Source organism: Brevundimonas sp. FV1ye4L (assembly GCF_058681255.1).
This window is the reverse complement of sequence record NZ_CM178734.1, coordinates 2,769,551-2,794,113: the sequence shown is the minus strand read 5'-3', so window position 1 is coordinate 2,794,113 and position 24,563 is coordinate 2,769,551. Positions and strand designations below refer to the sequence as shown.

General features: G+C 68.9%; 23 protein-coding genes, 1 tRNA gene and 1 pseudogene. 16 read left to right on the top strand and 9 right to left on the bottom strand.

Annotation, left to right across the window (positions count from 1 at the left end; genetic code table 11):
* Nucleotides 1-67: 67 nt before the first annotated feature.
* Nucleotides 68-2,794, bottom strand: coding sequence for an aconitate hydratase AcnA (gene acnA, locus ACW17X_RS13445; protein WP_492098115.1), 2,727 nt, complete (start codon nt 2,792-2,794; stop codon nt 68-70).
* A 337-nt stretch (nt 2,795-3,131) separates the two neighbouring features.
* Between acnA and ccmA the strand changes: the two genes are divergently transcribed.
* From ccmA to ACW17X_RS13415, 6 genes are read left to right on the top strand one after another with little or no spacing between them, the layout of a single operon-like run.
* Nucleotides 3,132-3,755 (top strand): heme ABC exporter ATP-binding protein CcmA, encoded by a 624-nt coding sequence (gene ccmA / locus ACW17X_RS13440; RefSeq protein ID WP_492098113.1) that lies wholly within the window; start codon nt 3,132-3,134, stop codon nt 3,753-3,755.
* Nucleotides 3,752-4,459 carry a heme exporter protein CcmB gene (gene ccmB / locus ACW17X_RS13435; protein ID WP_492098111.1) on the top strand — a complete coding sequence of 236 codons (708 nt, stop codon included), beginning with the start codon at nt 3,752-3,754 and terminating at the stop codon, nt 4,457-4,459. The genes ccmA and ccmB overlap by 4 nt, the downstream gene beginning before the upstream one ends.
* Before the next feature lie 54 nt (nt 4,460-4,513).
* The gene (ccmC, locus tag ACW17X_RS13430) at nt 4,514-5,233 is read left to right on the top strand and encodes a heme ABC transporter permease CcmC (protein WP_492098110.1); all 720 of its coding nucleotides are present in this window, start codon (nt 4,514-4,516) and stop codon (nt 5,231-5,233) included.
* 1 nt (nt 5,234) lies between these two features.
* Nucleotides 5,235-5,447, top strand: a complete 213-nt coding sequence (gene ccmD / locus ACW17X_RS13425) for a heme exporter protein CcmD (RefSeq protein ID WP_492098108.1) — start codon at nt 5,235-5,237, stop codon at nt 5,445-5,447.
* Nucleotides 5,444-6,010: a DsbE family thiol:disulfide interchange protein gene (locus tag ACW17X_RS13420; RefSeq protein ID WP_492098106.1), complete on the top strand. Its 567-nt coding sequence runs from the start codon at nt 5,444-5,446 to the stop codon at nt 6,008-6,010. Before ccmD ends, ACW17X_RS13420 begins: the two co-directional genes overlap by 4 nt.
* Before the next feature lie 58 nt (nt 6,011-6,068).
* The gene (locus tag ACW17X_RS13415) at nt 6,069-6,323 is read left to right on the top strand and encodes a hypothetical protein (protein ID WP_492098104.1); all 255 of its coding nucleotides are present in this window, start codon (nt 6,069-6,071) and stop codon (nt 6,321-6,323) included.
* On the opposite strand, the gene ACW17X_RS13410 is transcribed toward ACW17X_RS13415, so the two are convergent.
* The 3 genes from ACW17X_RS13410 to ACW17X_RS13400 all read right to left on the bottom strand — a co-directional run bounded on the left by ACW17X_RS13410 (nt 6,324) and on the right by ACW17X_RS13400 (nt 9,073).
* Nucleotides 6,324-7,079, bottom strand: coding sequence for a M48 family metallopeptidase (locus ACW17X_RS13410; protein ID WP_492098102.1), 756 nt, complete (start codon nt 7,077-7,079; stop codon nt 6,324-6,326).
* 65 nt (nt 7,080-7,144) lie between these two features.
* Nucleotides 7,145-8,683 carry a cryptochrome/photolyase family protein gene (locus ACW17X_RS13405; protein WP_492098100.1) on the bottom strand — a complete coding sequence of 513 codons (1,539 nt, stop codon included), beginning with the start codon at nt 8,681-8,683 and terminating at the stop codon, nt 7,145-7,147.
* Between the two features lie 3 nt (nt 8,684-8,686).
* Entirely contained in the window at nt 8,687-9,073 is a 387-nt protein-coding gene (locus tag ACW17X_RS13400) for a thiol-disulfide oxidoreductase DCC family protein (protein WP_492098099.1), read from the bottom strand.
* 116 nt (nt 9,074-9,189) lie between these two features.
* Between ACW17X_RS13400 and ACW17X_RS13395 the strand changes: the two genes are divergently transcribed.
* Nucleotides 9,190-9,645 carry a DUF3429 domain-containing protein gene (locus ACW17X_RS13395; RefSeq protein ID WP_492098097.1) on the top strand — a complete coding sequence of 152 codons (456 nt, stop codon included), beginning with the start codon at nt 9,190-9,192 and terminating at the stop codon, nt 9,643-9,645.
* Between the two features lie 58 nt (nt 9,646-9,703).
* Here the strand turns inward: ACW17X_RS13395 and ACW17X_RS13390 are convergent.
* Together ACW17X_RS13390 and ACW17X_RS13385 are read right to left on the bottom strand one after the other, a co-directional pair.
* Nucleotides 9,704-9,778, bottom strand: a tRNA-Gly gene (locus ACW17X_RS13390).
* 242 nt (nt 9,779-10,020) lie between these two features.
* Nucleotides 10,021-10,803: an SDR family NAD(P)-dependent oxidoreductase gene (locus ACW17X_RS13385; RefSeq protein WP_492098095.1), complete on the bottom strand. Its 783-nt coding sequence runs from the start codon at nt 10,801-10,803 to the stop codon at nt 10,021-10,023.
* Nucleotides 10,804-10,858: 55 nt separating this feature from the next.
* On the opposite strand from ACW17X_RS13385, the gene ACW17X_RS13380 reads away from it, so the two are divergent.
* Nucleotides 10,859-11,257, top strand: coding sequence for a YkvA family protein (locus ACW17X_RS13380; protein ID WP_492098093.1), 399 nt, complete (start codon nt 10,859-10,861; stop codon nt 11,255-11,257).
* Between the two features lie 159 nt (nt 11,258-11,416).
* Here ACW17X_RS13380 and ACW17X_RS13375 read toward each other — a convergent pair whose 3' ends face one another.
* Nucleotides 11,417-12,418 carry an NADPH:quinone oxidoreductase family protein gene (locus ACW17X_RS13375; protein ID WP_492098091.1) on the bottom strand — a complete coding sequence of 334 codons (1,002 nt, stop codon included), beginning with the start codon at nt 12,416-12,418 and terminating at the stop codon, nt 11,417-11,419.
* Between the two features lie 140 nt (nt 12,419-12,558).
* Here ACW17X_RS13375 and ACW17X_RS13370 point away from each other — a divergent pair, with 140 nt between their 5' ends.
* From ACW17X_RS13370 to ACW17X_RS13360, 3 genes and pseudogenes are all read left to right on the top strand, one after another.
* Nucleotides 12,559-13,428: an isoaspartyl peptidase/L-asparaginase family protein gene (locus ACW17X_RS13370; protein ID WP_492098089.1), complete on the top strand. Its 870-nt coding sequence runs from the start codon at nt 12,559-12,561 to the stop codon at nt 13,426-13,428.
* 83 nt (nt 13,429-13,511) lie between these two features.
* A complete protein-coding gene (locus ACW17X_RS13365) occupies nt 13,512-16,376 on the top strand; it encodes a M16 family metallopeptidase (protein WP_492098087.1) in 2,865 nt (954 codons plus the stop codon).
* Between the two features lie 52 nt (nt 16,377-16,428).
* A pseudogene (locus ACW17X_RS13360) lies at nt 16,429-16,566 on the top strand (IS3 family transposase); the annotation flags it as partial.
* On the opposite strand, the gene ACW17X_RS13355 reads toward ACW17X_RS13360, so the two are convergent.
* On the bottom strand, nt 16,511-17,644 hold the full coding sequence (locus tag ACW17X_RS13355; protein WP_492098085.1) for a glycosyltransferase family 4 protein: 1,134 nt from the start codon (nt 17,642-17,644) through the stop codon (nt 16,511-16,513). The pseudogene ACW17X_RS13360 and the gene ACW17X_RS13355 overlap by 56 nt on opposite strands.
* Before the next feature lie 182 nt (nt 17,645-17,826).
* Here ACW17X_RS13355 and ACW17X_RS13350 point away from each other — a divergent pair, with 182 nt between their 5' ends.
* From ACW17X_RS13350 to ACW17X_RS13335, 4 genes are all read left to right on the top strand, one after another.
* Nucleotides 17,827-18,348, top strand: a complete 522-nt coding sequence (locus ACW17X_RS13350; RefSeq protein WP_492088786.1) for an RNA polymerase sigma factor — start codon at nt 17,827-17,829, stop codon at nt 18,346-18,348.
* 37 nt (nt 18,349-18,385) lie between these two features.
* On the top strand, nt 18,386-19,327 hold the full coding sequence (locus tag ACW17X_RS13345) for a FecR family protein (protein WP_492098083.1): 942 nt from the start codon (nt 18,386-18,388) through the stop codon (nt 19,325-19,327).
* Nucleotides 19,324-21,648, top strand: coding sequence for a TonB-dependent receptor plug domain-containing protein (locus tag ACW17X_RS13340; protein ID WP_492098081.1), 2,325 nt, complete (start codon nt 19,324-19,326; stop codon nt 21,646-21,648). The genes ACW17X_RS13345 and ACW17X_RS13340 overlap by 4 nt, the downstream gene beginning before the upstream one ends.
* Nucleotides 21,649-21,752: 104 nt before the next feature.
* On the top strand, nt 21,753-23,327 hold the full coding sequence (locus tag ACW17X_RS13335; RefSeq protein ID WP_492098080.1) for an autotransporter outer membrane beta-barrel domain-containing protein: 1,575 nt from the start codon (nt 21,753-21,755) through the stop codon (nt 23,325-23,327).
* 109 nt (nt 23,328-23,436) lie between these two features.
* Here ACW17X_RS13335 and ACW17X_RS13330 read toward each other — a convergent pair whose 3' ends face one another.
* Complete coding sequence (locus tag ACW17X_RS13330; protein WP_492098078.1) at nt 23,437-23,949, bottom strand: Ada metal-binding domain-containing protein; 513 nt, start codon at nt 23,947-23,949, stop codon at nt 23,437-23,439.
* Between the two features lie 189 nt (nt 23,950-24,138).
* Between ACW17X_RS13330 and ACW17X_RS13325 the strand changes: the two genes are divergently transcribed.
* Nucleotides 24,139-24,561, top strand: a complete 423-nt coding sequence (locus tag ACW17X_RS13325; RefSeq protein WP_492098076.1) for a DUF305 domain-containing protein — start codon at nt 24,139-24,141, stop codon at nt 24,559-24,561.
* Nucleotides 24,562-24,563: the final 2 nt, after the last annotated feature.

The following is a 24,563-nucleotide window of genomic DNA, read 5'->3' as shown; positions in this document are numbered from 1 at the left end:
TGGGCTCAAACAAAAAGGGCCGGCGGATCGCTCCGCCGGCCCTCTTTTCATCTCGGCGAACCGCCGACTATTCAGCCGCGATCGGCGCCTCGGTTTCCGGGCCGCGGGCCAGGTTCCGCAGGACGTAGGGCATGACGCCGCCGGCCAGCAGATAGTCCATCTCGGTCTGGTTATCGATGCGGCAGCGGACCGGGAAGCGGGCCATCTTGCCGTCCGACGGGCGGAACAGTTCGACCCACAGGTCCTGACGCGGACGCAGCTTGCCGACATTGGCGTCGGACAGGCCACGGATGGTGACGATCTCCTCGCCGGTCAGGCCCAGCTTCTGCCAGCCGTCCTGTTTGAACTGAAGCGGCACCACGCCCATGCCGACCAGGTTGGAGCGGTGGATGCGTTCGAAGCTTTCGGCGATGACGGCGCGGACGCCCAGCAGGCGCGTGCCCTTGGCCGCCCAGTCGCGCGACGAGCCGGTGCCGTATTCCTTGCCGGCGAAGACGACCAGCGGGCGGCCTTCCGACTGGTAACGCATGGCAGCGTCATAGATCGACATGGTGTCGTTCGACGGGAAGTGCTTCGTCACGCCGCCCTCGATCTCGGGCGTGATCCGGTTCTTGATCCGGATATTGGCGAAGGTGCCGCGCATCATGACTTCGTGGTTGCCGCGGCGGGCGCCGTAGCTGTTGAACTCGGCCGCCTCGACGCCGTGGCTGGTCAGATAGACGCCGGCGGGCGAGGTCTTCTTGATCGAACCGGCCGGAGAAATGTGGTCGGTGGTGATCGAGTCGCCGAAGATGGCCAGGACGCGCGCCTCGACCACGTCCTGAACCGGGGTCAGGTCCATCGACAGGCCTTCGAAGTAGGGCGGGTTGGCGACATAGGTGGAGGCGTCGTCCCACTCATAGGTCTGACCGCCTGCGACCTTGATCGCCTGCCAGTGCTTGTCGCCCTTGAACACGTCCTTGTAGCGCTTGGCGAACATGGCCGGGGTGACCGACTTCTTCTGGATGTCGGCGATCTCCTGCGAGGTCGGCCAGATGTCCTTCAGGAAGACGTCATTGCCCTTCTTGTCCTGGCCGATGGCGTCCTTGGTGATGTCGATCCGCATCGAGCCGGCGATGGCGTAGGCCACGACCAGCGGCGGCGAGGCCAGATAGTTGGCCTGGACGTCGGGGTTCACCCGGCCTTCGAAGTTGCGGTTGCCCGACAGGACCGAGGTGGCGACCAGGGCGTTGTCGTTGATCGCCTTCGAGATCGCCGGATCCAGCGGGCCCGAGTTGCCGATACAGGTGGTGCAGCCGTAGCCGACCAGGTTGAAGCCCAGGGCGTCCAGGTCCTTCTGCAGGCCGGCGTCGGTCAGATAGTCGGTGACGACCTGCGAACCGGGGGCCAGCGAGGTCTTGACCCAGGGCTTGGCCTTCAGGCCGAGCGCATTGGCCTTGCGCGCCACCAGGCCGGCGGCGATCAGCACCGACGGGTTGGAGGTGTTGGTGCAGGAGGTGATGGCGGCGATGACCACATCGCCGTCGCCGACGGTGAACTTCTCACCCTCGACGGCCGCGCGCGGGGCGTCGGTCGGACGGGCGAAGACATCGACCAGGGCGGTTTCGAAGGCCGGGGCCGCGGTGGTCAGTTCGACGCGGTCCTGCGGACGCTTCGGACCGGCCAGCGACGGCACGACGGTGGCCAGGTCCAGTTCCAGCACGTCGGTGAAGACCGGGTCTTCCGAGGTCTCGTCGATCCACAGGCCTTGGGCCTTGGCATAGGCTTCGACCAGGGCGACGCGCGCCTTGTCGCGGCCCGTGGCGGTCAGATAGCCGATGGTGGCGGCCGAGACGGGGAAGAAGCCGCAGGTGGCGCCGTATTCCGGGGCCATGTTGGCGATTGTCGCCTGGTCCTCGATGGTCATGTTCGGCAGGGCGTCGCCGAAGAATTCGACGAACTTGCCGACCACGCCCTTCTTGCGCAGCATCTGGGTGACGGTCAACACCAGGTCGGTCGCCGTCGTGCCTTCCGGCATGGCGCCGGTCAGTTTGAAGCCGATGACTTCGGGGATCAGCATCGGGATCGGCTGGCCCAGCATGGCCGCCTCGGCCTCGATGCCGCCGACGCCCCAACCCAGGACGGCCAGGCCGTTGATCATGGTGGTGTGGCTGTCGGTGCCGACGACGGTGTCGGGATAGGCGACGGTCTTCTTGCCTTCGTCCAGGGTCCAGACGGTCTGGGCCAGGTTCTCCAGGTTCACCTGGTGGCAGATGCCGGTGCCGGGGGGCACGACGCGGAAGTTGTTGAAGGCCGACGAACCCCAGCGCAGGAAGTTGTAGCGCTCGATGTTGCGCTCATATTCACGCTCGACATTCTGGCCGAAGGCCTTGGCCGTGCCGAAGTGGTCGACCATGACCGAGTGGTCGATGACCAGATCGACCGGAACCAGCGGGTTGATCTTGGCGGCGTCGGCGCCCAGGGCGCTCATGGCGTCGCGCATGGCGGCCAGATCGACCACGGCGGGAACCCCGGTGAAGTCCTGCATCAGGACGCGGGCCGGGCGGAAGGCGATCTCGTGCTCGACCGAGCCCTTGTTCTCGACCCAGGCGGCGACCGCCTTCAGGTCGGCTTCGGTGACGGAAACCCCGTCCTCGTTGCGCAGCAGGTTCTCCAGCAGCACCTTCATCGAGCGCGGCAGGCGGGAAATCCCGGTCAGACCGGCTTCCTCGGCGGCGGGAAGGCTGTAATAGGCGTATTTCTTACGCCCGACGGAAAGGTCCTGGCGGGTCTTGAAGCTGTCGTTCGACGGCATGGAGTCTTCCTCTGGTCAGCGCCGCCCGACAATCCGGTTGCGCCTTCGCGCGGCAGACGCAGCGGCTCACAGGGCCCCTGCGCGCGCGGCGAAAGCCTGCTGCGGCAATCGTGCCTATAGTCCGCTCATCGCGCACCGTCCATGTGTCCACACCCTCGACGCGGACATTGAGAAAGGTTCTCAAAACAAAGGCGTTCTTCTCCCTCCCCTTCATGGGGAGGGACGATCGCGCAGCGATCAGGGTGGGGCCGTCAGGATCGCGCAGGCGGACACGCCCCCACCCGGTCTCGGCTGACGCCTCGCCGTCCCTCCCCATGAAGGGGAGGGGGAGGTCGTCATGATCCACACCCTCACGATCTCCGACCTGACCGTCTCCCGCGGCGAACGTCGTCTGTTCCAGGGCCTCGATCTGAACCTGAAGGCCGGAGAGGCCGTGGTGCTGACGGGCGCCAATGGCGCAGGCAAGACCAGTCTGCTGCGGACCATCGCCGGCCTGCTACGCCCCGACGCCGGCGAGGTCGCCTTCCACGACGGCGACGGCAATCCGCTGGATGAACGGCTGGCGCGCGGCCGCGAAACCCATTTCCTCGGTCACCAGGACGGACTGAAGACCAGCCGAACGGCGCGCGAGGAACTGGGCTTCCAGTGCGATTGGCTGGGTCATGTCCAATGCGGCATGGACGATGCGGTCCAGGCTTTCGGCCTCGCTCCCCTGCTGGACCTTGAAGTCCGCCGCCTGTCCGCCGGTCAACGCCGCCGCCTGGCCATGGGCCGGCTGGTCGGATCGCCGCGCGCCCTGTGGCTGCTGGACGAGCCGATGGCCCCGCTGGACGCCCGCTGGCGCGCCGTCTTCGCCGACCAGATGCGCCGCCATCTCGACGCCGACGGCCTGATCCTCGCCGCCGTCCACGACCCCCTGCCCCTCCCGGCCCGCACCCTGGACCTGGGAGGCCTGACGTGAGCCGTCCTGTCGACGCCGAACCCCGCCCGCCCGGCCTGCGCGGCGCGACGCGCGTGCTGTTGGAGCGGGAGCTGGACCTGGCCTGGAGCGGCGGGGGCGGGCCCTTGCTGGCCTGCGGCTTCTTCGGCTGTCTGACCGCTGTCCTGCCGCTGGCCGTGGGCGGCGATCCGCGCACCCTGTCGCCGGTGGCGGGCGGGATCGCCTGGCTGGCCCTGGCCCTGGCCTCGCTGCTGTCGCTGGAGCGGCTGTTCGAGCGGGATCTGGAGGATGGGGCGCTGGACCTGTTGGCGCTCGGCCATCTGCCGCTGGAATCGGTCGTCCTGATCAAGGCCCTGGCCCAGTGGATCGCGGTCGGCCTGCCCCTGGCCCTGACCGCGCCGGTCGCGGCCCTGGCCCTAGGCCTGCCGCCGGCCCTGATCCCGCTCACCGCCCTTTCGGCCCTGATCGGCGGGGCGGGCTTCGCCTTTACCGGAACCCTGGGCGCCGCCCTGGCTCTGGGCGCGAAGCGGGGCGGCCTGCTGATCGCCGTCGTGGTCCTGCCCCTGTTCATTCCGCCCGTGGTCTTCGGCGCCGGGGCGCTGGAACGCGCGGCATCCGGCCAGTCGCCCGCGCCGGCCCTGGCCTTCCTGTGCGCCTACGTCCTGTTCGCCAGCGTCATCGCCGCCTTCGCCGGGGCGGCGGCGGTCAGGAACGCCCAGGGATGACCGCCGCGATCCGCCGCTTGCCCGCCGTCCCGACGCCGCGTAATCGCTGAAACCATGTTCGGCCTGTCCAACCCGCAGCGCTTCATGGCCTTCACCGGCCCTCTGACCCCCGTCCTCTGGGCGGTCGCGGCCGTGCTGCTGGCGGTCGGGATCTGGCTCAGCTTCTCCGTTCCCGTCGATTATCAGCAGGGCGACACGGTGCGGATCATGTTCGTCCATGTGCCCGCCGCCGTCTGGGGACTGGGCGCCTATTCGGCCCTGGGGGTCTCCAGCTTCTTCGCCCTGGTGTTCCGCCACGCCCTGGCCGACGCCGCCGCCCGCGCCGCCGCCCTGCCCGGCGCCGCATTCACGGCCCTGGCCCTGTTCACCGGCTCGCTGTGGGGCCAGCCCATGTGGGGAACCTGGTGGGTGTGGGACGCGCGCCTGACCAGCGTCCTGGTGCTGTTCCTCTTCTACCTCGGCTATATGGCGCTGCGGGCCTCGATCGACGACGAACAGAAGGGGGCGCGCGCCGCCGCCGTCCTGGGTCTGGTCGGCCTGATCAACCTGCCCATCGTCAAATTCTCGGTCGACTGGTGGAACACCCTGCACCAGCCGGCCAGCTTCCTGACCCCTGGGTCCTCAGGCCTGGACCCGGTCTATTTGCCACCCTTCCTGACCATGTTGGCGGCCTATGGGGTTCTGTTCGCGGCCCTGTGGCTGACGGCGATCCGCACCGAGGTCCGCCGCCGCCGCGTGCTGACACTACGCGCCCGCCAAGCCCTGGAGGCCTAGGATGCTCGACCTCGACATGACCCCCTATGCCGCCTTCGTCTGGCCCGCCTGGGGCGTCAGCGCCCTGGTCCTGGCCGCCTTGGTCGCCCGCGCCGTCATCGCCTCCCGCAAATGGAAGCGCGAACTGGCGCGGTTGGAGACGGACCCCACATCGGACGCCGCAGACTCCAATCGCCCTGAAGTAGCGCGAAGCGCGGTAGGACCCCAAAAGTGAACCGCTGGCTGGCCCTCCTGCCCCTGGTGGTGCTCAGCGCCCTCGCCGCCCTGTTCATCGGCTGGTCGCTGAAACGCGATCCCGCCTTCAAGCCCGACGCCATGGTCGGCCAGCCGATCCCGGAGACCGTCCTGCCCATGCTGACCGGCGACGCCGCCGGTCCGGGCAATCTGGACCTGAAGACGGCGGGCGTGGGCCGGCCCATGCTGGTCAATGTCTTCGCCTCCTGGTGCGCCCCCTGCCGGATCGAACACCCCAAGCTGCTGGCGCTGAAGGCGCGCGGAATCGCCGTCGTCGGCGTGGCCTACAAGGACGAGCCGTTCGCCACCCGCGCCTTCCTGGACGAGTTGGGCGACCCCTATTCCATGGTTCTGGTGGACCGCGAGGGTCGGGCCGGCCTGGACCTGGGCATCTCCGGCGTGCCCGAGACCTTCGCCGTCGACGCCATGGGCCGGATCACCGCCAAACAGTCCGGCCCCCTGCTCAACGACGCCGACATCGACCGTCTTGTGGCCTCGATGCAGGCTCCGCCGAGACCCCTGCCGAACGAAAAAGCGCGTTAACTCTCTTTCGAGAGGCCTTGTTAACGATTGATCGCTCCGGATGCGTTAACGATTGCGCATGAGCGCGATTCGCCCCGGTTTGCCGCAGTCCCTGCCCACGCCCGTGGGCGAGGCTCCGTCTGCGCGAAACGCCCAGGCCGCCTTCTTCCGCGCCGCCCTGAACCAGGTCCAGACCGCCCAGGTTCAAACCACCCCGATCCAGGCCCAGGCGCCTGTCGCCGCCCCGACGCGCCCCGTAGCGCCGCCGCCCGCAACCGACGGGGAAACGCCCCGGATCATGCGTCCGGGCACCTATCTCGACATCAAGGTCTGATCAGTTCCAGCCCTTGCTGGCGATATATTGCTGCAGCAGATCGATCCGCGTCGCATCCGACGGGTGGGTCGAGGCGAACTGCGGAATACTGGCCTGACGTTGTGCCGCCATCAGCCGCCACAGGGCGACGGCTTGTGAGGGCCTGAACCCCGCCGCCGCCATATAGTCCACGCCCAGCCGGTCGGCCTCCAGCTCGTCCCGCCGCGAATAGGGCAGCAGAATAAGGTATTGAGCCGCCAGACCGCCGTAAGCGTTGGCCGCCTCGCCATAACGCCCAGCAGCCCCTTGCGCCGCTCCCAGACCGATGGTGGCGGCCGCCCGGCTCGAGGCGCGCTCGGCGGCGTGGTTGGCGACGACATGGCCGATCTCATGACCGATGACGCTGGCCAGCTGGTCGTCGTTCTGGACCAGGGCCAGCAGGCTGTCGGTCACGCCGATCTGGCCGGACGGGAGGACGAAGGCGTTGGGGCTCTTCTCGCTGAAGACGGCGTAGTCCCAGGTCCGGCCGCCCAGGCCCGCCGCCTGCACCAGCCGCCCGCCGACACGCCGTATCCGATCAACCTGGGCGCCGGAGGTCTGGACGCCCGGCTTGGCGATGGCCTCGCGCCAGGCGGCGGTCGATTGCTGCGACAGGGCGGCGTTGTCCACCAGCAGCAGCTGATTGCGCCCCAGCGCCTCGTTATAGGCGCAGGCGGACAGGGCCGAGGCCGCAACGGCGGCGGCCAGGATGGCGGCGGGACGGCGAATGGCGATCATGGGCGGCCTCTGGCGCGGTTGACGGAACATCCAAGCAAATACCGTCCGCCGCGTCGAGGTTCCCCCTATTTGATCGGGTTCGCCCCCAGCAGGGTCCGGCACGCCTCCGCCTCGGCGGCCAGCGCGACCCGTTTCGCCTCGCCGAACCCGTCCAGGGTCCGATAGGGCATGGCCAGCCGCACATTCTCCCTCAGCCGGCCCCGATTGCGCTCCAGAAAGCCCCAGTACAGCCGGTTGAAGGGGCAGGCCGCGTCGCCGCTCTTGCTCTTCACGTCATAGCGGCAGCCGCCGCAGTAATCGCTCATCCGGTCGATATAGGCCCCGGACGCCGCATAGGGTTTGGACCCCACGATGCCGCCGTCGGCGAACAGGGCCATGCCACGCGTATTGGGCATCTCCACCCATTCGTAGGCGTCGGCGTAGACGGCCATGTACCAGTCGTCCACGGCGTCGGGATGCACGCCCAGCAACAGGGCCAGGTTTCCCGTCACCATCAGCCGCTGGATATGGTGGGCGTAGGCGTTGTCCCGCGTAGTCTTCACCGCATCGGCGACGCAGGCCATGTCCGTCTCGCCAGACCAGTAGAACCAGGGCAGTTTCCTGTCCGCGTCCAGGAAGTTCCTGAGCCGATACTCCGGCGCCTTCAGCCAGTAGATCCCGCGCACGAACTCCCGCCAGCCCAGGATCTGGCGGATGAAGCCCTCGACGGCGTTCAGCGGCGCCCGCCCGGCGCGATAGACCGCCTCGGCCCGGCGGCAGACGTCCAGCGGATCGAGCAGGCCCAGATTGAGCGAGGTCGAGATCAGCCCGTGCCACATCCACGGCTGACCCTCCGCCATGGCGTCCTGCCAGTCGCCGAAAGACGGCAGGATCGCCTCCAGGAAATGCGCCAGAACCGCCTCGGCCTCCGCCGCCGTCGTCGGCCAGCCGAACCCCTCCAGCGACCCGAAATGGTCCCCGAACAGCCGCTCGACATCCGCCATGGCCGCACGGGTCGTCGCGTTCGGCGGTGTGCGCATCCGCGACGGCGGCGTCAGGCCGCGCGGCAGTTTCTTGCGGTTCTCGGCGTCATAGTTCCAGCGCCCGCCCTCGGGCTGGGCGCCGTCCATCAGCAGGCCCGTCTCGCGCCGCATCTCGCGATAGAAGAACTCCATCCGCAGCTGCGACTTGCCCGAGGCCCAGCGCCGGAACCGGTCGTGCGAACAGAGGAAGCGGCGGTCCTCACGGATCTCGACCGGCAGCCTCGCTCCTTCCGCGAAGGCCGCCAGATGCTGGGCCAGCCGCCACTCGCCGCATTCGGTCATCACCACCCGGTCGTAACCGCCGCCCTCCAGCGCACGATTCAGTTCCCCGGTGATCGACCCGCTGTTCTCAGGATCGTCGATCCGCACATAGCGCACCCGCACGCCCCGCGCCGCCAGCCGCTCTGCATGGCCGCGCATGGCCGCGAAGGTCAGGGCGATCTTCTGCTTGTGATGGCGGACATAGGTCGCCTCGTCGCGCACCTCGGCCATCAGGACCATGTCGATCCCGGGCTCAAGCCCCTCCAGCGCCGACAGGCCGTCGGACAGTTGGTCGCCCAGCACCAGCCGCAGCACGGCCATGGCTCACCCCGCCTTGCGGGCCAGGGCCTGAAGCCGGGGTCGCACCTTCAGAAACACCCGATAGGCGGCTTCCAGCCCCGCCAGCACCATGGGAGCGCGCGCCGCCAGCCCGAGCGGTCGCAGCAGGGGAATGGCCCGCCACATGGCCGCAAACGCCGCGCCCCCCGACAGCAGCCGTCCATTCTCGCTGGCGTGGAACCGGGCCAGCAGGGCGTCGCGGTCCAGGGGACAGGGCGCGTCATCGCCCGAGGCCACATCGACGAACTGGATCGCGCCTCGGCGATCCAGCCGACGCATCAGCGCAATCTCGCGGCGGCACAGGGGGCAGCCGCCGTCGTACCAGACGAGCAGCGGTGTCTTGGTTTGGGTTGAGGACGACGCTGGCGGCAAGGGACGGCTCCTGTCATCGACGACGGGCTCCGGGCCGGCGCGCGGTCGCAATCCTATACGGACATTTCTATAATCCGGATCAGACGCCGCCCGGATCAATGCCCGATGGAGCCGAAATGACCGACCGCCCCGCGCTGCCGCCCCTCGCCCGCGGCCTGGGTTTCGCCGGACTGCTGCCCCAGGCGGCGGCGGTCGCGGTGCTGATCTTCGGCGGACCGGAGGTCCGGTTCGCCGCCCTCAGCCTCGCCTATGCCTACGCCGCCCTGATCTTCAGCTTCCTGGGCGGGGTCTGGTGGGGGCTGGCCGCGACGGCGCAAGGCGGAGCGCCGCGCTGGGTCTGGATCGCGGCCGTGGTTCCGTCCCTGCTGGCCCTGGCGACGGCCTGGCCCTGGGCGACAGGCCAGACGTGGCCCGGCCCATCCCTTATGATTCTGGGCGTCTTCATCGCCGCCAGCCTGAGCGTCGATCTCCGTCTCAAGGCCGCAGGTCTGGCGCCCCAGGGATGGCTGGCTCTTCGCGCGCCCCTGTCTCTCGGACTGGGCCTACTGACCCTCGCAGCGGGCCTGATCTAGGGCAAAAAAATCGGGGCCTGCCGAGAACGACAGGCCCCTGATTTTGTCAGTCTCGACTTGGAGCGGGCGAAGAGATTCGAACTCTCGACCCCAACCTTGGCAAGGTTGTGCTCTACCACTGAGCTACGCCCGCACTCCGTAGGAGCTAGGTGCGCTCCCCGTCGAGGAGGGGGCGTATAGCGGAGGGTTGATCGGTCCTGCAAGCTCTTTTTTGCGGCTATCGCGCTTCGCGCTACTTGAGCCGAATTCATGCGCAAACTGCCCCTACCGGAACGCCTGTACGCTCGCCGCCTGAGCGCCTTCGCGCTCAAGCAGCGAGCTTCGTCATTCCCGCGAAGGCGGGAACGCGTCGCGAGCGTAGCGCCCTTCCGCGCTTCAGCGCGGCGCCAAGCGTATAGCCCCATCCAGCCGGATGCACTCGCCGTTGATATAGACGTTGCGCGCCAGCTCCAGCACCAGCGACGCATAGTCGGCGGGCGTGCCCAGACGGCTGGGGAAGGGGATGGCGGCGGCCAGGGCGTCCTGGATCTTCTGGTCCATGCCGGCCATCATCGGCGTCCACATGATACCGGGCAGAATGGTGTTGCAGCGCACCCCTTCCTGCGCCAAGTCCCGTGCGATCGGCAGGGTCATGGCGTAGACCCCGCCCTTGGACGCCGAATAGGCCGCCTGGCCGATCTGACCGTCCTGGGCCGCCACCGACGCCGTATTGACGATCAGGCCGCGCTCGCCGTCCGCCATCGGCTCCAGGGTCACCATTCCGGCCGCCGACTGCGACAGGACGCGGAAGGTGCCGAACAGATTGACCCGCACCGTGCGTTCGAACTGGGCCATGTCATGAGCCTTGATCTCGCCGGTGTCCTTCTTGCGCGAGACGGTCTTCATGCCGGTGGCGATGCCGGCGCAATTGACGGTCAGACGTTCCTGGCCGTGGGCGGCGCGGGCCTTTTCGAAGGCGGCGGCGACCGAGGCGTCGTCGGTGACATCGACCTTGCAGAAGACGCCGCCGATTTCCTTGGCGATCTCCTCGCCCCGCTCTTCGTTCAGATCGAACAGGGCGACCCTGGCCCCGGTGGCGGCGATGGCGCGCGCCGTGCCTTCGCCCAGGCCGGACGCCCCGCCCGTGACCACCGCTGCGATACTGTTGTCGAGTTTCATCCCGGTCGTTCCTATGTTGTAATGAACCTGAGTTTCGTTTGAGGATTTAGCGGCCATGACCGCCAAAGCCAAACCCGCCGATCCATCCGACGCCCTGGACCCACGCAAGGCCCTGGTCCCGTCCGTGGTCAAGGTCAACGAGGTGCGTGTGGCCAAGGGCTTCTGGCCCAAGCTGCAACGCACGGCCGCCCGAATCCCCTTCGCGGATCAGGCCCTGGCCGCCTGGTACGCCGCCCGCGACCCGGCCACGCCCCTGCCGGCCAAGGGCATGATCTTCGCCGGCCTGGCCTATTTCATCATGCCGATCGACGCGATCCCCGACCTGTTCGCCGGCATCGGCTACACCGACGACGCCGCCGTCATCGCCGCCCTGATCGCCACCCTGGGCGCCAACATCAAGCGCCGCCACCGCGACCAGGCCGAGGACGCGGTCCAGCGGCTGAAGGGGAAGTAGGAAACCTCCCTCTCCCCCTGCGGGAGAGGGAGACCGCGCACGGCGGCGCAGCCGTCGTCCTGGCGCGGTCGGGCGAGGGGTCGCGCAGACCTTGCCGGCTCGCACAAACCCCTCATCCGGCCCTACGGGCCACCTTCTCCCGCCAGGGGAGAAGGAAACCTAGTCCCCCACCGTCACCACGATCTTGCCCAAGGCCTGACGATCGCCCAGCGCCTTGATCGCCGCCCCGGCCTTCTCCAGCGAGAAGGTCTGCGACACGCGCGGCTTGATCTTGCCGTCGGCGTACATCTGCATCAGCTCGGCCATGTTGGCGGCGTGGCCCTTGGGATCTCGCGCCACGGCCGCGCCCCAGAAGACCCCGATCACCGACACCGACTTCAGCAGGGTCAGGTTCAGCGGCAGGGACGGAATCCCCGCCGGGAAACCGACCACCAGATACCGCCCGTTCCAGTCCATGGCCCTCAGCGCCGGATCGGCATAGTCGCCGCCCACCGCGTCATAGACCACGTCGGCCCCGTCCCGCCCCGTCGCCAGTTTGAACTCGCCCGACAGCTCCTTCTGCCCCGCCTTGTCCATGGGCCCGGTCGGATAGATCAGGCCGTTGTCGGCCCCCAGGTCCAGGGCGAACTGGACCTTGTCATTGGTCGAGGCGGCCGCCACGACCCGCGCCCCCATGGCCTTGCCCAGTTCGACGGCGGCGGCGCCCACGCCCCCGGCGGCGCCCAGCACCAGAAGCGTCTCGCCGGCCTTCAGCTGCGCCCGGTCCTTCAGCGCATAATAGCTGGTGCCATAGGTCATGATCAGGGCCGCCGCCTCCTCGAAGCTCATGGCCTCGGGAATGGGAATGACCGTCTCGGCCTTGACCGCCAGCCGTTCGACCAGTCCGCCCCAGCCGGGCACGGCGATGACCCGGTCGCCCTTGCGCACGCCCTTGACGTCCTCGCCCACAGCCTCGACCACCCCGGCGACTTCCGCACCGGGCGAGAAGGGCCGTTCGGGGCGGAACTGATATTTGTCCTCAATGATCAGGGTGTCGGGATAGTTGATCCCCACGGCCTTAACCTCGATCACCACCTCGCCCGCCTTGGGCGTAGGATCGAGCACGTCCTCAACCACGAGAGTTTCGGGACCACCGGCGGCCTTGGACAGGACTGCGCGCATTATTCCTCCTGTGGGCCTATCGCGCTTCGCGCGACTGGAGGCCCGTTTGTGTTCGACCGACATGGCGCGGCCTTCTCGACGACGCTAAAGAGCGCCACGCCCGTTTGAAAGAGGCGAAACAACAGGCTCAGGAAGACGACATGACCGCCCTCATCCTCCACGGCGGCGCCGGCGCCCGGCGCGAACGCAACTATGACGCCGAGGTCGTGCACATGCGCCAGGTGGTCGAGGCCATGAAGGCCCGGCTGGATGCAGGCGACAGCGCCCTGGACGTGGCCGTGGCGGCGGTGACCCTGCTTGAGGATTCCGGCCTCTACGTCGCCGGCAAGGGCGCCTCGCCCAATCTGGCCGGCGCCTATGAGCTGGACGCCAGCCTGATGGACGGCGCCACCCGCCGGGCCGGCGCCGTCGCCGCCCTCCAGGGCTTCCGCAACCCCGTCGTCGCCGCCCGTGCGGTGATGGACCGAACCCCCCACGTCATGCTGGTGGGCGAGGGCGCCGCCCTGTTCGCCCACGATCAGGGGCTAGAGCCCATCGCCGACGAGGCCGCCTGGTACACGGGTGCCGGCCAGGGCGAGGACAATCATCCGCCCGGAACCCTCAGCCACGGCACCGTCGGGGTCTGCGTCCTGGACAGCCATGGCCGCCTCGCCGCCGCCACCTCGACCGCCGGGGTCTTCGGCAAGATGCCGGGCCGCGTCGGCGACACCCCCATCCCCGCCGCCGGAACCTGGGCCGACGGCCACGCCGCCACCTCCTGCACCGGCCAGGGCGAATATTTCATCCGCGTCGCCGCCGCCGCCCAGGTCGCCTGGCGCGTCGCGGCGGGCCAGACCCTGGCCGCCGCCACCCAGGCCCTGATCGACGAGATCGGTGGGATGGGCGGCGACGGCGGAATGATCGCCCTGGACGCCGCCGGAAACATCGCCAGCCCCTTCAACAGCCAGGGCATGAAACGCGCCTGGCTCACGCCGGACGGCCAGATCGGCGTCGAGGTGTTCGGGCGCTAAAGATTACAGCTCTGTAAGGTGCACGGCGGGCGGACGCTGGTACGCTCGCCTCCGCCCCGGCGTTCCGGGTCTGGAGACCCCCGATGAAAATCCGCCTGACCGCCACCGTCGCCGCTTCGGCTCTGCTGCTGGGCCTCGCCGCGCCCGCCGTCGCCGCGCCAGCCTTCGCCGCCCTGGCCCCCGCGCCCGTCGTCGCCCAGGCGCCTCAGGGCGTCGTCGTGCCGCCGCTGGGCTTCGCCCGGCGCGTCCTGCCGAACGGGCTTGAGGTCTATACGGCCCGCGACGCCGACACTTCGAACGTGACGGTCCAGGTCTGGTACAAGGTCGGGTCCAAGGACGATCCGGCAGGCCGTTCCGGCTTCGCCCACCTGTTCGAACACCTGATGTTCAAGGCGACCAGGAACCTGCCGCCCGAGACCTTCGACCGTCTGACCGAGGATGTGGGCGGGTCGAACAACGCCTTCACCGCCGACGACACCACCGCCTATTTCGAGACCGTGCCCGCCAACCACCTGCAGCGGATGCTGTTCGCCGAGGCCGAGCGGATGGGGTCGCTGGTCGTCGACGAGCCGACCTTCGTCGCCGAGCGCGACGTGGTGAAGGAAGAATACCGCCAGCGCATCCTGGCCAATCCCTATGGCCGGCTGTTCGGCCTGTTCGTGCCCGAGACCCTGTATCAGGAGAGCCCCTATCGCCGCGCCGGCATCGGCTCGATCGAGGAGCTTGAGGCCTCGTCCCTGGACGACGTCCTGCGTTTCCACGCCACCTACTACCGGCCCGACAACGCCTATCTGATCGTGGCGGGCAATTTCGACCAGGCCCAGCTGGACCGCTGGATCGACCAGTATTTCACGCCCCTGAAGAACCCGACCACACCCCTGCCGGCCAATAATGTCGTCGAGCCCGAGCCGACCGGCCCGCGCGACGCCACCTATCACGCGCCGAACGTGCCCCTGCCCGCGGTGGTGATCGGTTGGCCGACGGTCAAATACGCCGACGCCGACCGCGCCGCCCTGACCGTGCTGGACGGCATACTGTCGACCGGCGAGAGCAGCCGCCTGTACCGGTCGCTGGTCTATGATCAGCAGATCGCCGCCCAGATCGGCTCCAGCCCCGACTTCGCCCAGCAGGCGGGCAATCTGACCGCCCTGGCCATCATGGCCCAGGGTCATACGGCCGAAGAGGGGATCGCCGCACTGAACGCCGAGATCGCCAAGCTGCGCGACGCCCCCGTCACCGCCGCCGAACTGACCGAGGCCAAGAACGAGATCGTCGCCGACGCCCTGCGCAGCCGCGAGACGGTCGACGACCGCGCCACCGCCCTGGGCTTCGCCCTGATCAACACCGGCGACGCCGCCGCCGCCGACCGCGAGATCGCCCAGATCCAGGCCGTCACCGTCGCCGACATCCAGCGCGTGGCCCGCAAATATCTGACGCCTCAGCGTCAATCGACGATCCGCTACCTGGCCAGCGACGCCCAGACCCCGCCTTCGGTCCAGAAGATGAACGTGGACGCCCCCGTCAAGGTCGCCGACCTGGCGCCGGCCGGAACCCCCGCCGTCCTGCTGCCGGAGGCCGAGCGCACGCCCCTGCCGCAACCGTCGGCCGAAGTGGCCCCCGCTACGCCCAGCGTCGCCGACTTCCGTCTGGACAACGGCCTGCGCGTCCTGGTCGCCCCGACCGACGGAGTGCCGCTGGTCTCGGCCCGCCTTAGCTTCGACGCCGGTTCGGCCGACGATCCGGCAGGCAAGGCCGGGATCGCGTCCATGACCGCCGCCCTGCTGACCCAGGGCACCAAGACCAGGACGGCGCCCGAGATCGCCACCCAGATCGAACAACTGGGCGCCTCCATCGGCGCCGGCGCCGGCGTGGACTTCACCAATGTCTACGCCAACGCCCCGGCCAACGCCTTCCCGGCGACGGTCGCCCTGATGGCCGATCTGGTGAAGAACCCGACCTTCGCCGCCGAGGAGCTTGAGCGTCAGCAGGCCCAGGCCCTGGACGGCCTGCGCGTCGCCCTCAGCCAGCCGGGCTCGATCGCCAGCATGACCGTGGGCCGGGTCGTCTATGGCGACGCCCCCTATGGCGCGACGCTGACACAGCAGACGGTGCCGGCCATCACCCCGGCCGACGTCGCGGCCTTCCACGCCGCCCGCTACCGTCCGTCGGACGCCACCCTGGTCTTCTCGGGCGACATCACCCCCGCCGCCGCCCGCGCCCTGGCGCAACAGGCGTTCGGCGACTGGCGTCCGGCCGGCGCCGCCCCCGCGGCCACCGCCAATCCCGCCGGCCAGGCCTTGGCCCCGCGCATCGTCGTGGTGAACCAGCCCGGCGCCGGCCAGGCCGCCGTCGTCGCCGCTATCCGCGGCGTGTCGCGCACCGACGCCGACTATTTCCCGCTGACAGTGGGCAACACCCTGCTGGGCGGCGGCTTCTCGTCGCGGCTGAACCAGGAGATCCGCATCAAGCGCGGCCTGTCCTACGGCGCCGGATCCTCGCTGGGCGTCCGCGCCGACGCCGGGGTCTTCACCGCCTCAACCCAGACCAAGAACGAGACCGCCGACGAGGTCGCCGACCTGATCCTGGCCGAGATCGCCAAACTGGGCGCCGAGACCCCGACCCAGGCGGACCTGGCCCCGCGCCGCGCCACCCTGATCGGCGGCTTCGGCCGCTCGCTGGAGACGGTCGACGGCCTGGGCTCCCTGGTCGCCAACCTGGCCCTCTACGACCTGCCGATGAGCGATCTGGCCGACTACGCCGGCCGCATCCGCGCCGTGACGCCGGAACAGGTCCAGGCCGCTTTCGCCGAACACCTGCCGGTCAATCGCGCCAGCCTGGTGATCGTGGGCGACGGCGCGCTGTTCCTCGACGCCCTGCGCGCCAAACACCCGAACCTGGAGGTCATCGAGGCCGGGGACCTGAACCTGAACAGCGGTTCGCTGAAGTAGGGGCATGCTCCCGACTTCCTGATGCCGTCATCCTCGGGCTCGTCCCGAGGGGCGGCTGCGGAGCTTAGTCGGAGAGCGCCGTCGCTTTGGCTATCGGCGCCTATGCATCAGTCTGGAGCGCGAGCGCTTCAGCCTCAACAAGAAGAAGCCGTCTCGGCCCTATCAGGGAGAGGGCTTGGCGGTGCGACGGGGGCGGTAGCCTGGCATTCGGCCAGAACAATTCTGCGGACCATGTGCAGTTGAGCCGCTCTGCGCCCCGGCTGGTGAACCTCGGACACATAGCGCTGTCCGCCGCGCGCGAGCCTGAACCTCTCGCCCGGATCAAGAATCAGGCGCTCCATCGCCTCAATCAGCAGGTCGGGAGCCACGGCTCGCAAATAGAGGGCATGAGGGCCGCTGGCTTCGCGCAGTCCCCCACGACCCGATGAGATCAGGGCGGCGCCCGCCGCGTGGGCTTCCACGGCGGTGAGGCCGAAGGGTTCGTCCCAGATCGAGGGCGTCAGGGCGATGGCGGCGGACTTCATGACCGTCTGAACCTGACCGATGGGAGCGGAGCGCAGGATTGTGACCCTCTCGCCGAAGCGCGTCAGCGGCGCCACATGCGGACCCGCCCAGCGGTGATGATGGCCCCAGTCGTTCAGCATCAGAACGGCGCGCCACTCCGGATGACGGTCCAGCACCGTAGGAAGGGCGGCGCAGATGGCGGCGACGCCCTTTTCCGGCATGGCCCGCCCGGCGAAGGCGATGATCGGCTCCCGGCGTTCGAGCGGCGCCAGCCAGGGCCCCACGTCGATGGGATTGGGCACCGAGAAGGCCCGCTCCGCCTGACGCGGGTAGGCGCGGACAAAGGCGTCCTTTTCCGCGTCGCTGACGAAGACGAAGCCGTCCATCCAGTCGTAGCGTCGGTTGTACCGCCAGTCGTCCAGCATATGGCGAGGCGTTTTCAACGCGTTGTGGCGATACAGGATATGGGCGGGCTCAGGCAGGATTGACGAGACGAACACGGCCTGTTTGACCTGCTGGTGGTGTTCGATCACATCGGGTCGATAGGCTCGGAGGCCTTCGATCAATGCCGTGCGACGACGAGCGCCCTCGGACGGTAGGACGACGATATTCGACAGCCCATGATCTTCGGCGCCTTCGCAGCAAAAGATGCGGATATCCTGGCCGGGGCTAGCCTCAACCAGGGTTCGAACCACCGTTTCCATGGAGTTGGGCTGGGACGCGGAAAAGCGGCATCCGGAAGGCATCAGGATTGCAGTGCGCACGGCGAACGATCCGACTTGAGAACTAGGCGGCGTTTAGGCTGCGGACGCACGGCCCGCGACAAATTTGCTGAATTTGAAAGTAAGCGGGACGGCCGCACGTCCGATCATCGACGACCGTTTTCGCCGCAACCACTGATCTCATCGGTTGCCGGGATCGTCGCGAGCGGGTGTATAGGGCGCCGATGAGCCCTCCGTCTTCGACACAGGCCGCCGGTCTAGAGGCGGTGTTTCACGCCCTGCGGCCAGAGCTCGAGCGGCGCGCCCGCGCCATGGGCGCGGCGGACGATGCGGAGGACGTTCTCCAAGACGTCTGGATCCGAGTGCAGGGCTCGCGCGGCCCGATCGCCAATCCCCGCGCCTATCTGTTTCGCATGGTCTACACCGGCGTTCTGGACCGCCGTCGCGGGCGTCTTAGGACATCCGCCCGCGAGGCCGCATGGATCAGGGACGCCGGGAGCGCAGTCGACCCCGCGACCAGCGCCGAGGCCGAACGCGCCCTGATCGCACGCGAAACCCTGGCGGCCGTTGAGGTTCGGCTTGAAGCCCTGGGCGACCCCGCCGCCATGATCTTCCGCCGTCATCGAATCGACGGCCACACCCAACGCCGCATCGCCGAGGACCTGCGTATGGGCTTGAGCACGGTCGAGAAGCACCTGCGACGCGCCTACGCCGCGCTCCTCGGCCTTGAGGGAGATCCGGCATGAGGCAAACCCTACACCGCGGCGTCCAGGGGATATGCAGATGACCGACACCTCGCACGCCGTCGAACGCGCCGCCCTGGACTGGCTGGTGCGCGTCAACGATCCCGCTTTTGACGCCTGGGACGACTGGCAGGCGTGGCTCGACCAGGATCCGCTGAATGCGGCCGTCTACTGGCGGCTGGCGACGACCGAGGCCGATCTCGTCGACGCCATGGCCGCCCCGTCCAGACGATCAGGTCTGCGCCCCGCGCGCGAGGCTCGGCGGCGGACCTCGCGGATGTGGCTCACGGCGGCGGCCGCTGTTCTCGTCGCCGCACTGTTCGGGATCGGCTGGTACGGTTTGATGCGGCCACAGCCCTGGGTGGTCGAGACCGCGCCCGGCGAACAGCGGGCTCTGGAACTGGCGGACGGCACGATCATCCATGTCGCCGGCGGCACGCGTCTGCGCCTGGACCGCCGCGCGCCCCGAAACGCCGAGCTGGAGTCAGGCCGCGCCCTGTTCGAGGTCGCCCACGACGACCGCCGCCCGTTCGTGGTCGAGGTCGATGAGGTCGCCGTCACGGATCTCGGGACCGTCTTCGACGTCACCCGTCTGCACGACGGCGCGCGCGTGACCGTGTCCGAGGGCGTGGTGCGGGTCGATCAAAGGGGGCGCTCCGTAACTCTAGGCGCCGGCGACGGCGTCATCGTCGGAGACCAAGGTTTCGAGCGCCGTCGCCTGGATCTCGCGGCGGTCGGCGCCTGGCGCGACGGACGGCTGGTCTATGACAATGAACGCCTGGCGGTCGTCGCGGTCGATCTGTCGATCGCGCTGGGCCGCCCGGTCAGCGTCGCCCCGGAAATGGAGGACAGCCGCATTTCGGGAAGCCTCTCGGTTTCAGGGGCGCCGGAGAGTGTGCGACGCCGGCTGGAACTCAGCCTAGACGCCAGTGTGACGAACAATGGCGCCGGTTGGCGTATCGAGCCGGGCGCCGTTCCGTGACAGCCCCGGCCGTCCTTGTCGCCGCCGTCTTTGCCCATATCTCGGCTCAGGCGCCGGCCCAGCAACATGACTTCAACGTCCGCCCCGGCCCCCTGCTCCAGGGCGCACAGGCGATCGCGGCTCAAGCCGGGATGGATGTGGTGGTTCAGGCCCCGCTTCGCGGCCGGGCGGCGGCCGGCGTCAACGGGCGGCTGACGGTGGACCAGGCCTTCGAGCGGCTGTTGCGACCGACCGGGGCCCGCGCCGTGCGGCTGGCGCAGGGGGTCTACCGGATCGAGCCGGCTCCCCCTTTCCGCCCTGCGCCTCCGCCGCCGCGCCCGGCCGCCCCGACCGTTCTGGACGAGGTGATCGTCACGGCCTCCGTGCGACGAGGCGGCCTGTCCGAAGCCACCGGACGAACCCTCATCGCGCCCGACGGACTGGACAGAGCGGAGGGGGTCGCCTCCAGCGAGGCTGTCGCCGACCTTTCCGCCGCCGTCGATTCAACCCGCCAGGGTCCGGGCCGCAACAAGCTCTTCGTCCGCGGTCTCGCCGATTCCGCCTTCAACGGACCGCTTCAGTCCACGATCGGCCAGTATCTGGGCGACCTGAGACTGACCTACGGATCGCCCGACCCGGACCTGGCCCTGGTCGACATCTCGGGCGTCGAGGTGTTCGAGGGGCCGCAGGGCGCGCGGTTCGGCGCCGGCTCCATCGGCGGCGTCGTCCGTCTGCAACCCGTCTCACCGTCCTTCGCCGAGACAAGCGCGCGGTTCGTCGTCGGTCTGTCGTCGACCTCCGGCGGCGCAGACGGGGCGGACGCCGCGGCGATCCTCAACCAACCCTGGGGCGATGACGCCGCTGCCCGTCTCGTCGTCTATGGTCGTCGAGACGGCGGTTTCCTGAACAATCCGGCGCGAGGCGTCGAGGACGGCGACAGCGTCGAGACCTTGGGTCTCCGCGGCGCAATCCGACTGGTTCGCGACGGCTGGACCTTCGACCTCACGGCGGTCGGACAGGACATCGTCGCAAACGACGCCCAGACCATACCGGCGGCGGACCAGCGATTGTCGCGGGACCGTCTGGTCGCCGAACCCTATCGAAGCACGCTTGCACTGGCGGGGGTGACAGCGAGCCGCGACGTCGGCGCCATGCGCCTGACCTCCGCGACCAGTCTCTCGCGGCAGACCCTCAAGGAACGGTTCGACGCCACCGAACCGGGCGGAGCGGTGGCCGCCCTCGTGGACCGCGACCAATCGATCTGGGCCCTGTCCAGCGAGTTCCGCGTCGAATCCGACCGCGAGGCGCCCTGGTCCTGGACAGGCGGCGGCGCCCTGGCGCTCGGTGAAACCCGCGCCGAGCGACGCCGGTTTGAACCCTCCCAGGCGCAGGGCCCGACCTATGGCTCGGACCTCGACCGGACCTTTGCAGAGGCCGCCGTTTTCGGCGAGGCTGTGGCTCGCCCCGCCCCCGGCTTGCGGCTTGCGTTCGGCGGCCGTCTGGCGGCGGTTCGCCTCGTCTACGACATCCATACCGTCGGGCCGAACGCGGTGGAAGCCGCCTCACCGCGCGACGACGGCGTCAGCCTGACGGCGACCCCGACGGTCTCGGCGCGCTGGACGACGCCATTCGGCTGGTCGGCCTTTGTGCGGTTTGATCAGGCGGTCCGACCGGGCGGCGTCAGCGACAGCGATGGAGGCGTGGAGACCTTCGCCTCGGATCATGTCACCCTGTGGGAAACCGGCGTCCAGACGCCCTCCTCACCGAACATCCAGGCCCAGGTCTCGATCGGCTGGCAGGACTGGCGAGACATCCAGGCCGACGTCGCGACCCAGGGCGGCGACCTCGTGACCGGCAATATCGGCGACGGCCGAATCCGGTTCGTGTCGGCGCGCGCCGCCTGGACGCCGACGCCCACGCTGCAACTCTCTGGCGGACTGTTTCTCAACGACAGTCTCGTGCGTATCGACCGGCCCACGATCATCGGCGTGGGCCGCGCCCCGATCCCGAACGTCGCGCCCATCGGCGCTCAGTTGGCCGTGGATCAGCACGACCTGCGTCTGGCCGGCCTACCCCTGACGCTCGGCGCCAACGTGCGCTATGTCGGCAAGTCGCGGCTTGGGCTGGGACCAGGCCTTGACGTCCCCCAGGGCGGCTATGTGCGTACCGAGCTGACCGCCCGTCTCGGCTCGGCCCAGCGGGCCTTCAGCCTGAGGGTTTCCAATCCTTTCGATGTCCAGGCCACCCGCTACGGCATCGGATCGCCCTACCGGCTCTTCGATCCCCAGGCGGTCCCGCTCCGCCCCCTGACGATGCGGCTCGGCTTTGAGGCCGCCTTCTAATTTTTCGGTCGCTGTAAGGTCTCCGCCGGCGGGCGGCGTCTTCTCCCCAACAGCCGCACAGCGGCGGCGCTCGGCACAAGGCAGGGCGCTCGGGGAAACTATAGATGCCGGTTCGATCATCCGTTCGCCCCAGCGCACAGCGCCGCCGCCGTTCGGCTCATCTTCTCGCCATAACAGGCGTCGTTCTGGCCAGCGCCGGCCTCGTCGGCTTGAGCCCAGCCTTGGCAGACGAGGCGTCATGGGACGTCGCGCCCCTCAGCCCAGGCGACGACCGGGAGGTAAACACCGGAACCCTCGTCATCAGCCAGGGACGCGATTACGGCGCGGGCGACGACATGTTCACCAACAAGGGCGTGCTCCGGTTCGCAAAGAGCGCCGCCCCATTGACCCTGGCCTTCACCAGCCTGGAACGGTTCGCCAACGACGGCGGGCTTGTCGATCTTCGAAACGAACGGGCCGGCGACGTCTTTTCGCTCTCCGGCTCCTACGCCGCCTCGGGCGACGCCCGCCTGGGCCTGGACATCGGCGCCTCGGCGGCGGACAGGCTCGTCATCGGCGGCGGCGCCTCCGGCCGAACGGGCCTTCTGCTGAACATCGCCCCGAGCGATGCGCGCCTTCTGGCCAAGGCTCTGACCGTGGTCACCGTCGGCTCCAGTTCGGCGTCGAACGCCTTCTACGTCGCCAATCCCGACCAGGGTCTGGTCCGCTACGCCGTCAGCTACGACTCGGCGGCGCGGGCCTATCTGCTGAACGCCTCGGCCGGCCTGGCCGTCCACCAGACCGTGCGGGCGGGCGAAGGCCTCGCCACCGCCTGGCGCGCCTCCGCCGACGCCTTCGGGGCGGAGCAGTCGATGGCGCGCGCCGCCGGCGGCGCCGCCAGCCGCGTCTGGGCCCAGATCCACGGCGGCCGACTGGATCGGAAAAGCGACGGGGCGAGTTTCGACCTCGCCTATGACCAGACCACCGCGGGCGGTCAGATGGGCGCCTCCCTGGGCGCGCGCGACTTTGCTGGCGGCCAGGCCGTTGTCGGTCTCACCGGCGGCTACGTCGATTCCCGGCTGACATTCGACGACAGCGGGCTGAGAGCGGACATCGAAACCGTCAACGCCGGCGTCTATTCGGCCTGGCGTAGACTGGGCTTCTTCAGCACCGTGCTGATCAAGGCGGATCGCCACCATCTCAACCTCCGCAGCCCGGCCGCAGGTTTCGAGGCGGATATGGATGGAACGAGCTGGGGCGGACAGATCGAGGCCGGCTATCGCATCGCCCTGGAAGGCGGCGGTTTCGAACCCCTCGTCGGCCTCGACTATGTGCGAAGCGGCATGGACGATCTCGAGGTTCTTGGACAGCGGGTCGTGTTCGATGATCGCGGCGGCTTCTCAGCGCGCGTGGGCGCCCAAGGCTTTATCCGCAAAGACCTGGCCGACGACCGCGCCGTGATCGTCTCCCTGGCCGTCGAGGCGGTTCAGGATCTCGACACCGACCAGACCGGACGCCTGGTCAGCGGCGGCCAGACCGACGTCGTCGCTCTGGAAGGCCAGAAGACCTTCGCCCGAACGCGGTTTGTGGCCCAGTTCGAGACCGGGGGCGGCCTGCAGGCCTTTGTCCAGGGCGAGGGCCGCTTCGGCGAAAATCAGTTGGGCGGCGGCGTGCGCGCGGGCGCGCGCTACCGCTTCTGAACCATTCGACGACGGCGCGCGTCGCCTGAGTCGATCATCCCGCGCGTGTCACCCGTCCCTGTCCGCGACGCGGGATGCAGGCCGCCGCCGAAAGGCGGCGGCCACTTCCTTATATGAGACGACCGAGCCCCGAGCCATATCCGGCGACATTGCCGACGAACGCCGACGACCACGACCGAGTCGAGGCGGTGCTGCGGGCGGCGGCGAAATAGCGACCCGGGGTCACGCCTGTCACCCGTCTGAAGAGTCGGTGGAAATGGGATGCGCTGATCCCGGCCGCCTCCGCCAGCGCCTTCAGGCTCGGCGTCTCGCCTGCGGCGCAGACCTCAGCGCAGGCCGCCTCGACCAGGGCGCGATGATATTCGTGAAGGGCGGGCTCTTCCGGCCGGCATCGGCGGCAGGGCCGAAAGCCCGTGCCGCGCGCGTCCGCCAGTGTCTCGTGAAAGCGGATGTGTTCAGGTCTGGCCCTGCGAGACGGACAGGTGGGCCGACAGTAGACCCCGGTGGTCACGACGGAATACCAGAAGACGCCCTCGGCGCGGGGATCTCGCGCATGAACCTGAGCGATCCGACGTCCCCGCGGCGTAAGTACATTGGAAATAGGGATCTCAGGCGTGGACATGGCGTCTTCCAGAAAGTGTATTTCCGAGAAGACGCCGCCGGGGCGACGACGCATTATGATCGAGGCGTAACTTCAGGGCGCTGATCGGCGTGTAAGACTCTCTGGCGCGCAAAAAATTCGGCGGGCGGGAATAATCGGTCCTCTGGCGACGTCTATGTCAGCACCACCCCATCCGAGCCGAGGCCGACCATGCCGACCATCTCCTTGCGCAAATCCGTGGCGCCCCTCGCCGCCATGGCCGTGCTGGGCCTCGCCGCGCCGCTGGCCGCCAGCACGCCTTCTGAGCAGTTCATGGCCGAGAACGACGCGGCGATGGCCCATATGCACGCCGCCATGGAGATCACCCCAACCGGCGATATTGATCGCGACTTCGTCGCCATGATGATCCCTCATCACCAGGGCGGTATCGACATGGCCGTGGCGGTGTTGCGTCATAGCCGTAACGACCAAATTCGGCGGCTCGCCCAGGAGATCATAGTCGAGCAGCAGCAGGAAATCGCCGCCCTGCGACTGGCGGTGGACCAGCCGCTGCCCCCCGCCTACCCCGCCCCGACCAATCCCCCGCCCTCTGCCCCGCGTGGCGTTCCATCCGCCCATCATCACGGAGGCTGAAC